General features: G+C 42.7%; 9 protein-coding genes. 3 read left to right on the top strand and 6 right to left on the bottom strand.

The annotated features are described in order from the left end of the window. Positions 1 to 159 precede the first annotated feature (159 nt). The 3 genes from vapB to IM322_RS03440 form a co-directional block, all read right to left on the bottom strand. Positions 160 to 369 carry a type II toxin-antitoxin system VapB family antitoxin gene (gene vapB, locus IM322_RS03450; RefSeq protein WP_502863692.1) on the bottom strand — a complete coding sequence of 70 codons (210 nt, stop codon included), beginning with the start codon at positions 367 to 369 and terminating at the stop codon, positions 160 to 162. A 98-nt stretch (positions 370 to 467) separates the two neighbouring features. Next, a complete protein-coding gene (locus IM322_RS03445; protein ID WP_287675708.1) occupies positions 468 to 653 on the bottom strand; it encodes a hypothetical protein in 186 nt (61 codons plus the stop codon). 395 nt (positions 654 to 1,048) lie between these two features. Further along, positions 1,049 to 1,366: a hypothetical protein gene (locus tag IM322_RS03440; RefSeq protein WP_287675707.1), complete on the bottom strand. Its 318-nt coding sequence runs from the start codon at positions 1,364 to 1,366 to the stop codon at positions 1,049 to 1,051. A gap of 401 nt (positions 1,367 to 1,767) precedes the next feature. Here IM322_RS03440 and IM322_RS03435 point away from each other — a divergent pair, with 401 nt between their 5' ends. Further along, positions 1,768 to 1,929, top strand: coding sequence for a hypothetical protein (locus IM322_RS03435; RefSeq protein WP_287075560.1), 162 nt, complete (start codon positions 1,768 to 1,770; stop codon positions 1,927 to 1,929). A 213-nt stretch (positions 1,930 to 2,142) separates the two neighbouring features. Then, the gene (locus IM322_RS03430) at positions 2,143 to 3,240 is read left to right on the top strand and encodes a patatin-like phospholipase family protein (RefSeq protein WP_287675706.1); all 1,098 of its coding nucleotides are present in this window, start codon (positions 2,143 to 2,145) and stop codon (positions 3,238 to 3,240) included. Between the two features lie 267 nt (positions 3,241 to 3,507). Here IM322_RS03430 and IM322_RS03425 read toward each other — a convergent pair whose 3' ends face one another. The 3 genes from IM322_RS03425 to IM322_RS03415 form a co-directional block, all read right to left on the bottom strand. Beyond that, the gene (locus IM322_RS03425; protein ID WP_287675705.1) at positions 3,508 to 4,029 is read right to left on the bottom strand and encodes a TolB family protein; all 522 of its coding nucleotides are present in this window, start codon (positions 4,027 to 4,029) and stop codon (positions 3,508 to 3,510) included. Positions 4,030 to 4,198: 169 nt separating this feature from the next. Then, on the bottom strand, positions 4,199 to 4,735 hold the full coding sequence (locus tag IM322_RS03420) for a TolB family protein (RefSeq protein ID WP_287675704.1): 537 nt from the start codon (positions 4,733 to 4,735) through the stop codon (positions 4,199 to 4,201). A gap of 12 nt (positions 4,736 to 4,747) precedes the next feature. Further along, on the bottom strand, positions 4,748 to 5,563 hold the full coding sequence (locus IM322_RS03415) for a Ycf66 family protein (RefSeq protein WP_287675703.1): 816 nt from the start codon (positions 5,561 to 5,563) through the stop codon (positions 4,748 to 4,750). Positions 5,564 to 6,492: 929 nt separating this feature from the next. Here IM322_RS03415 and IM322_RS03410 point away from each other — a divergent pair. Further along, positions 6,493 to 8,187 (top strand): iron uptake porin, encoded by a 1,695-nt coding sequence (locus IM322_RS03410; RefSeq protein ID WP_287675702.1) that lies wholly within the window; start codon positions 6,493 to 6,495, stop codon positions 8,185 to 8,187. Positions 8,188 to 8,595 lie beyond the last annotated feature (408 nt).

The following is an 8,595-nucleotide window of genomic DNA, read 5'->3' as shown; positions in this document are numbered from 1 at the left end:
TTTTGTACCAATTGATGTACTATAAGAAGGATAATGCAAGGTTTTTGAAAGTCCCAATCCTATTTTCTTGCACTAACATCGGACTTTAACAGGTCAAAAGCTTTATTTTAAAAGGGTTTTACCATTATTCAGCAAGCCCTAAATAGCGATAATCACTCATTACATATATTCCTTAAAATCTTCTAAAGGCTCATCAAAATCATCAGGCAATGGTAGAACAAATGTTCCTTTTAAGAGGCCTGAACGACGTTTTTTGACAGGATGCTGCTTTAGGGGAATATCTTGCGAGTAGTTGACCATCAAATACTTAGCATAATGGAGAAGTTCTTGTTTGAGAGATTCTGGCATTGCCGCAATTGTTTGCCAAATTTACCTGTCAATATTCATGGTTTTTCTTAGCTTATTTTACCTGAAATACTCTCGATGATCCTGGATATAATGCTATTATAGCATTTCTCCACAAAAATTTATCCTAAAGTTAACATTCCCCCTGAAAAATCAACAACCAAACGCTTTGTTCGTAACCACAAAACCCCTAAAAGAACATTCACTAATTCATTTCCTCCTAACACCTCAACCGTAAACTCTTCCCCTTCAATAACTACTGTTCCCTCATATAAATTAAACCGCGCTTCTCCCTGTGCAGTTTGCATATCCTGTGGCTCATTATCACACACCCATCCTAAACTAAGCTAAACGGCTTTTACTTCGGATCACCGATATAGACTCCAAAAGGGTTATAGCTATTGGATCATGCAGGTTAAGCGCCGTTTAGCTTATCCGCATCTTGACTATCAATCGCTAACCATCCCGTAAACCCTGTATCTAACAGTGCCATGACGAGAATAATTTCGGGAGCATCTCATTTATGCAAGTGAGTAATTATACTTATCCATAAAACTGGTTTCTAGCAAGGCTTTCAAAATAGCTTGACATAAAAACCTGATTTAGGGGTTACAAAGGTGAGATGCTCCCATAATTTCCCCATCAGCAGACAGCAAGCCAACTTCAAAAAACAACTCTCCTCGACTATTAAATTCCCCTTGAATCATATTGTTCCACAGGTTCCTGTTTCATTAATTCGCATGATAATACACTTTTTCCCTGGATGTTGAGAACGGGATTTTGCCATCGCTACCTTTTTATCTTCATCGATAAAATATTCCTCCCTGTCAGGCTCAATAATAATAAACCAATCATAATGATCTTCAATTAATTCTGGTTGGACTCGATCAAATACTTCTCGACAACGCTTATAAAACACTGCGTCTTCAGCTTTAATTCTGGCTTTCTCTTCAGGAGAAAGTTGTTTCTCTGGGAAAACCCGTCCTCGCCGTACCGTTTTAGAAGAAGATGATTGTGTCATTGCTTTTACTTAATAGGAATCACGCTTAATAGGTTTATTGTAGCCAAGATTTTACCCTTTGCCCAAGCCTTCCTCAAAGTTTACATCTACATTAATGTTAGCTCTTGTAGGGTGCGTTACACTTTGTTAACGCACCTTTTTATGATTAAGCTAAACGGCTTTTACTTCGGATCACCGATATAGACTCCAAAAGGGTTATAGCTATTGGATCATGCAGGTTAAGCGCCGTTTAGCTTATCTATAAGAACTTTCAGAATCACGAATGTTCTTCAGACCTCGCTACCGTGTGTATTTCGGGGAAGAGGGTGACAACATTGTGCTTTTGTTGTGTGGCGGCGACAAAAGCAGCCAAACACAGGATATTGAAGCGGCGCAAGCTTATGGGAAGGAGCATCTAAGTCATGGGTAAATACAGAACATTTGAACAAGTTGAAGAAGAATACTACTGCGAACATCCAGAAGAAATTGACAGTTTTTTAAATATTACCTTTGAGGAATATGCCAAGGACAATGATACGGGTGCTTTATTGTCCGCCTTGTCAATGAGATGCACCCAAGTCTGATGGCTTGCCGCTAATTGCTTCCCGATTCGCCGGCTAATTACCTAGACAATTCCCTTGAAACCCTATCCTTTTCTAGAAGTGATGGCAAAATCTCCCGAGCAGCTCTTCTGGAAAATAAGAAATATTTCTATATTTTTGCATCCGATTCTAGGTTTTCAATTAACCTTAAATTAAAAGCCTAGGGCTTAGATAGAAGCCATTCAAAGGATATTTATGAAAGCCAAAATTGCGATCGCTTGTCAGGGAGGCGGCAGTCAAACTGCTTTTACTGCTGGTGCCTTGAAAGCATTATTTGACAATAAAGTGCAAGATTACTTTAATATTGTCAGTCTCAGTGGTACTTCTGGCGGTGCTATCTGTGCATTTTTCATCTGGTATGCTCTCGAAAAAGGTGATAGCGTCGTTTGGAAAAGAATGATTGATTTTTGGGAAGATAATAGCGCTCGAACTCCCCAAGAAAAGCTATTTAATGACTCAGCCATTAAAAGCCTAGAATTAGCCAGCAAAGGATTAATTCCCCAGTATAATCTCAGTCCTTCCTCTCCGATTACTAAAACCTTATTTTCCCTAGCTACCTACGGTTTACGCGGTCGCTTTACCAACTTTGATCAGTTACTAAGAGCGCATATTGATTTCTCGGAATTAGCCACTTGGGGAGCTAAACCAGAACCACCAATTTTATTAATGGGGGCCTGTAATGTCCTGACAGGAAAATTAAGTAAATTTAACTCGCGCGAGGAAGCAGTTAAAATTGAACATATCCTAGCTTCTGCCTGTGTTCCTAACATTTTTCCTGCCGTCACCATTGAAACTATGGCCTACTGGGATGGACTATTCTCCGATAATCCCCCCATCCGTTCTTTAATTCGCCGTGAATTTGTCGGAGTCGAAAATATTCCCGATGAAATTTGGGTAATTAAAATTAATCCCACCTCTAGAGATAAGATCCCCGTGCAATCCGATGATATTGCTGATCGCCGCAATGAATTAGAAGGCAATGTTTCCCTATTTCAAGGTCTCGATCAGATTGACTTTCTCAATCAATTATTTCTCAAAGGAGCCTTTAAAGAAGAATTCTTGCGCGAGATCGCCTTAACAGAACCATTTAAAATTCCTAAATCTTTCCCGGAAGATCCCGATCAAGATTACCATATTCCTATGATCGAAATGTCGGCGGAATTAGCCAATAGTCTCAACTATGAAAGTAAACTCGATCGCTCTCCTGCCAATATCCAGCGTCTGATTGCTGACGGGGAAAAACAGGGAAAACAATTTCTAGAACATCGACTAAAAGCTATGGGTTTAAGATAATTTTTGAGGGTTCAAAAACGGCAAAAATAAGGATTAAATGGCATAAAATCTGTAAATATACCATTTATAGCGGTTTTCACAGAAGTGAGTCCCGATTGCAACGCTGAAACGCCTATCTATCAAGGGATTTACTATACCTCATTAGACTGAAAACCGCTATAATTGATTATTATTCATTCTTAATTCTCCTGACTACTGACTACTGGCTGCTGGCTACTGACTCCTAACCCTAACAACAATTTTTGATTTTTATAAGAGGTCTAATGATCACTGATTTTCATTGACTAATACCCGTCCGGATAGATCGTAAATCATAATATCCCATTGCCCATTTTTTGCCGCTTCAAAAGCCACTTTAGAACCATCGGCACTGATGATCGGATTGCGTACTTCTGCGAGGAGATCGGCAGCAATTTCCCTTCTCTGTTGAGTTTGTCGATCATACAGATAAATAGCCGTTTTTCCCTGACGACTAGCAGTAAAAACGATATAACGACCATCTTCACTAATGGAAGGACTAGAAGCGATCTGATCGAGAGAATTTAGTCCGGGTAAAGACAGTAAACGGCGATCGATGGCATCAAAAAGATAGATAGCTTGGGAACCATTGCGATCGGACGCAAAAACGAGATAGCGAGAGGCAAGATAGGGAGTTAATTCACTAGCAGCACTGTTTAAAGTTCTCCCCCCTCGATCGAAAGGAAAAGACAATAAACTGGGATAACCCGCACATCCAGTTAACAAACTAATTACAGCAACAAGACTAATAAAAAAATAAACCTCTTGCATAATTAATTTTTGATGGTTCAAAAACGGTAAAAATAAGGATTAAATTGCATAAAATCCTTAAATAGACCATTTAATTGATTATTATTCATTCTTAATTCTCCTGACTCCTGACTCCTGACTCCTGACCCTAACAACAATTTTTGATTTTTACAAGAGGTCTAATGACGTTTCACGGTTTGGGACTTTCAACGGGACTGCCATCGGCAATATCTAACTCGATATTCGGACCGCGATCAAGAACCTCCACATCCCATTGTCCCCGACGAGCGGACTCAAAGACAAGATAACGACCATCGGGACTAAGACGGGGATTTCGCAACCAACCGCGATAATTTTGACTCAATAACTCAGAACGATCGGTAATGCGGTCATATAAAGCGATGACGGGACGACCCTCAATAATCACCACATAAGCCAGATAACGCCCCGTTTGGCTTAAACTGGGGCTATCGGTAATTTCTTGACCCGTATATAATCCCCCTAGGGCCTGGTATTGTTTTGTCTGCAAATCATAAAGCAGCATCTGATTACTACCGCGACGGTTAGACAGCAAAGCAAGCCAACGACCATCACCGCTCAGGGCAGGTTTTTCGTCATTGTAGCGACTATTTAGGGTTCCTGTAGAGAAACCGGGGTTATTGAGATTACAACCGCCTATAACCCCTAAAAACAAGCAGATAAACAGTAAAAAGGGAGGTTTGGTCATCGGACCTACTCCTTAATAATCAAACCTAGTCGGATTATCATTACTCGACTCCCGTTCACTATTATCCGGTCTCTCCCAATCTTCTCGATCGCTCGTATCGCTAGGATCGATCGGTTGATAATCGACGTATTCCCCTTTAAATGGCGGATCATCCTCAATTATTGGGCGAGGACGACGTTTTTGGCTAGTGCGGGGCGGTTTACTGCTCGTCTCTTCACTAGCGGGACGACGACGGGGACGGGGACTGGTTTCTTCCCAATCATCACCGCTACGGCGCTGATCATAAACATCTCGATCGCTAGTGGGGGAACTATTGCGGGGACGACGATTAGCCGTTTTGCGACTGCTAGTATCGGCCGGCCGACGGGTGCGGGTGCTGCGGGGTTCCTCGTCCTGATAACTAGAAGTACGGGAAGAGCGGGGATCATCGTAACCGCGTAAACGGGGATTATCTTCGTAACGTTCCTCCGGTTCGTAGGTGTCGAGGGGTTCTAATTCGGCCTGATATTCCCGACTCACAGGACGTTCATCCACAAAAGACGTGCCGCGGCGGGCCTGTTCCGTGGTTAAACCCCGCAATTTTACCGTCTCGAAGGCAAAAAACACCGCTGCCCCGGTCAGCAAAAATTGTCCGAATTGCAAAATCGGATCCAGTCGCCACCCTTGAAAAAGTAGAATTAAACCGCACAGTAAACCAACGGCGGCAAAAAATATATCATGATCCCTGGAAAGTTCCGGCCGCACCGAGCGCAGGAAGTATAATCCCGCTCCAGCCACTGCCAGAAAAATTCCTAAGATACTGGCCGAATTCAGCCCAAAATTGACCATCTTTATCTCCCTTCTCGGTGCTTAAATTCAAGAATCGAGTCTTTATCTATAGCCGTCAGTTTTCAGCAGCAATCTTGCTGTTTTTAACTCAAGGAGTCGATCTATATCCTAACCCCCAAGTCTAGCACTATATCTATCATCCTCGATTCTAACTTACTCGATCGAGCCTAGTTTAAACAACTATTGTTAGGGGAGTACGGAGATTTTATCAGTGATCAGTGAACAGTAAACAGTAATCAGTGAGGGAGCATCTCATTTATGCAAGTGAGTAATTATCAGTACCTGGACAAAAATAAACAGTGCTATGTAACGAAATGTTAAACACCCGAACCCCTTGCCCAGAAGTCATAGATACAGCAATTTACAAAACTTAACATAGTTAACTTTATTTATGTCCGACTACTTACTTGTCCCTAAAACTGGTTTCTAGCAAGGCTTTCAAACAGGATCGCTTGACATAAAACCTGATTTAGGGGTTACAAAGGTGAGATGCTCCCAATCAGTGAACTGAAAACTCACATCTGATAACTGATAACTGATCACTGATTACTGAAAAGGCTGATGGCTGAGATTTTAACAAAATCTTTAGGTTTTGCCCATTGACAGGATTGATTAAATGTGGTGTGCGGGTTTCGGGCATTTTAACGTGATTTCTTGATGACTTTTGAGCGATCGCTATCGTTGGGAAGTTAATCGCCGCAAGTCTGAAAGGAGGGATTTTCATTGATGCACATCATGGTTAATTTGTCAAGTGCGTAAGTCCTAATCTTAATAAGATCAGACAGAAATTTTTCTGTCATATCATAAAATTAACTTAACCTAGCCAAGAGGGAATTAGCATAGAATGTGAGTATAATTCAGGCTAAACATATAGTCTGTTTGTATTCATAGTCCATTCAATCCATAGAATAAGGTGTGAGGATTGACCCATGTCAAAACTATTCAAGAATTTAGTAAAGGTAACTCCTTTAGTATTAGGTGCTTCCGTGGCGGCTGCTGGCAGCGCAGTGGCTCAGACTATGCCGGGGACACCTCAACTTAAAATTGATCCGGCTGCGCAACAACAACTCGATCGCATTCAGCGCGCCCAAAATAGTCAGCAGATTAATACGGGTGTTTATCAGGGTTCCATGTCCCAGGTGACTAGCGTTAACCAACTACGGGACGTATCTCCCACCGCTTGGGCCTACGAAGCATTAAGAAGCCTTGTAGAGCGTTATGGTTGTATCGTTGGTTTTCCCGACCGTACCTTCCGCGGTGATCGCGCCACCACTCGTTGGGAATTTGCCGCAGGTTTAAACGCTTGTTTAAACGTCATGGAACGTTTAATTCAAGATGGTGTCGCTGTACTCAGAGAAGATATCGATAAATTAAAACGTCTTGTCGCTGAATTTGAGACCGAACTAGCGGCTTTAGGTGCTAGAGTAGATAACCTGGAACAGCGCGTTGCTTTCTTGGAAAATAACCAATTTTCTACCACCACCAAACTCAGAGGTGAGGTAATCTTCAGTATCGCCGATAGCTGGGGTGGTCAAGCTTCCATTACCAATACCAACGGTACAGTTACTGATGGCAGCAATCAAGATGAAACTCAAACAGTATTTAATAATCGGGTACGACTCAACTTTGAAACCAGCTTCACCGGTAAAGATTTGTTGAGAACCCGTTTACAAGCGGGTAACTTTAACAATACCTTCAACCAAAACGGACCGACGGTAACCAACATGACCCGTCTGGCATACGATGATGGCCGGGACAATGACGTAACCATCGATGACTTGTTCTACCGCGCTCCCATCGGCACTCCCTTCGGTAACATCACCATTTGGGTTGGTGCTAACCAGTTAAACCTAGATGACGTTTTCATCACTGCTAACCCCTTCCTAGCTGATAGCGGTACAGGTGCTTTATCTCGCGGTCAACGCTACAATAACATCGTCTTCCGTGGTCCTTCGGGTGTTGGTGCTGGGGTCAGATTTAATATCGGGGATGTTTTCCAAGTCACAGGAACCTACCTAGCTGATGGTGGGACTAATGGTGCCAGCAATCCTAACCCTGGTAGCGGTTTATTTAACGGTTCCTACAGTGCGGGTGCTCAGGTTGGTTTCTCTTTCATCAAATTTGCCGATATTAACTTCGTCTATGTTCGCAGTTATCAAACTGCAGCCAGTATGAGTTCTGGTTTATTCGGTAACGTCAGCAGCCCTCTGACTGAGCGTCCCTTCGGTAACGTTGCCACTGTAGCTGACCGTTTCGGTCTTCAGGCGAGCGCCCAAGTTATCCCAGGAGTCTTAAATCTAGCGGGCTGGGCTGGTTACGCCAATGCTTCGGCCACTGGTGTTAATGATGCGATCGGAGACAATAACACTGGTATCTGGTCTTGGAACCTTAATCTTTCCGTCCTCGACCTCTTTGCCGAAGGTGCGGCCCTTTCTTTAGGTGGTGGTCAAGTACCCCGTTCCGACAAAGAAGATTCCACTTCCTACATGGTAGAAGCTCAGTATAAGTTCCCCGTCACCAAAAATATTCTGATTACCCCCGGTGCTTATGCGATCTTCAATGCTAACAACCGTAATAACGACACCATTTTTGTTGGTGTCATCCGGACAACTTTCCGTTTTTAAGCTGAGTTGACGGACTTGAAAAAACGGTGGGATTTGTAGATCTCACCGTTTTTTTACTTTTAACTTTTCACTGGATTTGACATCCTCGCCGCCGTAAAACGGACGGCGATTCCTCACCACGCCACCTTTTTAGAATGGTCGCTGAATGGGGTTGACGCAGATAGCGAAAAACGCTTAATTGCTTAAGTCTGACACTTTCGACCCGTCCGTTTTCAGTGTCCGAATGCCGGACGGCCACTTTGAACAAGTCGAAAAAATCTCATGTTCCACCTTATTTCCTAGAAAGTTTTACTCGTTCAAGGCCGAATTTGAAGTCTTTTCTGAACGAAACCCCCTACTATCTGTGGTCAAGGTTCAGTTTTTAGCTTGGTTATCGCTTTTTCCATTGTAGCTTAAAGCCGTCGTAAA

This window comes from Microcystis sp. M109S1 (assembly GCF_020247025.1).
Classification (GTDB): domain Bacteria; phylum Cyanobacteriota; class Cyanobacteriia; order Cyanobacteriales; family Microcystaceae; genus Microcystis.
This window is presented reverse-complemented; position numbering and strand designations above follow the sequence as displayed.